This is a genomic window from Bacillus sp. AF62 (assembly GCF_050312695.1).
Classification (GTDB): Bacteria; Bacillota; Bacilli; order Bacillales; family Bacillaceae_G; genus Bacillus_A; species Bacillus_A cereus.
This window is the reverse complement of record NZ_JBNPJZ010000187.1, coordinates 1-2,291: the sequence shown is the minus strand read 5'-3', so window position 1 is coordinate 2,291 and position 2,291 is coordinate 1. Positions and strand designations below refer to the sequence as shown.

The following is a 2,291-nucleotide window of genomic DNA, read 5'->3' as shown; positions in this document are numbered from 1 at the left end:
CTCATGGAAATTACCTTTGAGGTATTTCGTGAAGCTGCGTTACGATTACCTAGACTAGTAGCAAATTCCATTTCCATTGTAGGGGCCTTAGTAATTGGGGAAGCTGCTGTACAAGCTGGTGTTGTCTCTTCAGCCACAATTATTATCGTTGCTTTTACGGCAATGACTAATTTTATCTTTCCGTTTTATACATTATCATTTAGTACACGATTGGTCCGTTTTGTTTTTTTACTATGTGCTAGTATGTTAGGGCTATATGGTGTTGTACTTGGTATCATCGTTTTGCTCCTACATTTATGTGGCATTCGATCATTTGGACTAGAATATTTTGCTCCTTCGTCTGTACAATACCAAAAATTATTTAGACGTCCTTACTCGAAGTCTAAACCTGTATCTCTAGTAGGAAAATGGAAATCATATTTTCAAAATAGGAGCCGCGTATAATGATGCATCGTTACATAATGCTTTCTCTTATGACTTTCGTACTATTTTTATTAGCCGGTTGTTGGGATTACAGACCTTTAGAAACATTGTCTTTTGCAAGTGGGCTTGGGATTGATCGAGATAAAAACGGTTATCAAGTAACAATCCAATTTGCAAATCCAGAAGAAATTGCAGGAGACAATCATACAGAACGTCCTGAAGCCCCAATCTATCGAGAAAAAGGGAAAACTATAGAAGAAGCCATGACCCGTATCACTTTACATGTACCCCATTATGTACATTTTTCTAATATACAAGTTCTTGTTTTAGGAGAGGAAGTAGCTAAAAATAATATTCAAGAAGTGCTAGAGTATATGTATCGCTTTAATAATATTCGCTCTGATTTTAAAATAGTTATTGCTAAACAGCAAAGAGCCACTGATTTATTACAGATAGTCTCACCTTTATCCAAGGTGACAGCTGAAAAAATAGCTAATGTGGTACAAAAGATGGAGGAAGGTTCTACGATGACATTAGGATCAAAGCTGAATTTTTTTCAATTGATTACGCAGATGAATACACCGCATGAAGGTTTTGTAATAAATGGATTTAATATACATGGTGATCAAAATAAGAAAAAGACCCTGCACAATACAGAAACTTTAATCCCACAAGCACGAGTATCCCCAACCGGTCTTGCAGTATTTAAACAAAATCGTTTGCGAGGTTGGCTCACCATTCCTGAAAGTATTGGTTACAACTACATTATGGGAACCGCACGGTTAGTACCTGAATCTGTTATGTGCTCGAAACGAAATCGAGTTACTGCCTATGTAGTCAATACAAAGTCACAAATTACCGTACATAAACGAAAAGAAAAGGTTCAACCACACATTCAATTACAAGTCACTTTGCACCTAACGGACGTAGGGTGTAAACAACGTTTATCTCCTGCCTACCTTGCACAATTAGAAAGAAAGTTTGAAAAAGAAATTCAACAAAAAGTAGAAAAAACTATGTATACAGCTCAACATACATTTCAAGTAGATATATTTAAGATAGGTGATACTTTCGCTCGTTCGTATCCTGATTTATGGGAAAAAGAGAAACACTGGGGAACAACTTTTTCAAATCTATATACGACATACTCTGTAAAAGTAAATATTGTGCATGTGACCAACAATATATTCATTTGATCAAATGAATTATCTATAGTGCGAATTCATTTAGAATGTTAACTGATGCTAGCAAAAGAGAAAGATGGAACATCAACTCTAGATTATAATAGGGCAGTATTATCCTGATTTATGATTTTAGTTAAGGTTAAAGAGCTTTGCGGATAGATTAACATATTCTTTCATTAGATTATTTTAAATCAACTTGTTTCATAAATATTAATTTCTAAAAACAGAAGGAGCATACTATGAATTCTCACACGCTTCCTATAAAACAGTTATTTTATTTGATGCTTCTATTTCAACTGGGGTCAATTGGTGTGAATTTTGGCGGACATATTGGAAAAGATGCATGGATTTCATTAATTTTAGGAACAATTGAGGGAATGGGGCTTTTTATTCTATATTATTTATTATATAAGCAGCACCCTTCTTTGACTTATACCCAAATATTGCAACATACATTAGGAAAATGGATAGGTACCATCTTATCGTTGCTATATAGTAGTTATTTTATATATATTGGTGCTCGTGTTGTACGTGATTTTACGGAAATACTCAATCTTCACATTTTATACCAAACGCCCGCTTGGTTTATTTCAATCTTTTTTCTTATTACTGTTAGTTATGCTGGATACAAAGGACTGCATACTACATCTCGTGTCGGAATGATTTTACTAAAAGTGTTTTTGG

At 34.4% G+C, this 2,291-nt stretch carries 3 protein-coding genes; all 3 read left to right on the top strand.

Annotation, left to right across the window (positions count from 1 at the left end; translation table 11 throughout):
* Positions 1-444: spore germination protein (locus ACQRBL_RS32110; RefSeq protein WP_411996820.1), on the top strand; the 444-nt coding region annotated here is incomplete at its 5' end.
* A complete protein-coding gene (locus ACQRBL_RS32105; RefSeq protein ID WP_411996819.1) occupies positions 444-1,619 on the top strand; it encodes a Ger(x)C family spore germination protein in 1,176 nt (391 codons plus the stop codon). The genes ACQRBL_RS32110 and ACQRBL_RS32105, both read left to right, overlap by 1 nt.
* A 227-nt stretch (positions 1,620-1,846) precedes the next feature.
* Positions 1,847-2,291: GerAB/ArcD/ProY family transporter (locus ACQRBL_RS32100; protein WP_411996818.1), on the top strand; the 445-nt coding region annotated here is incomplete at its 3' end.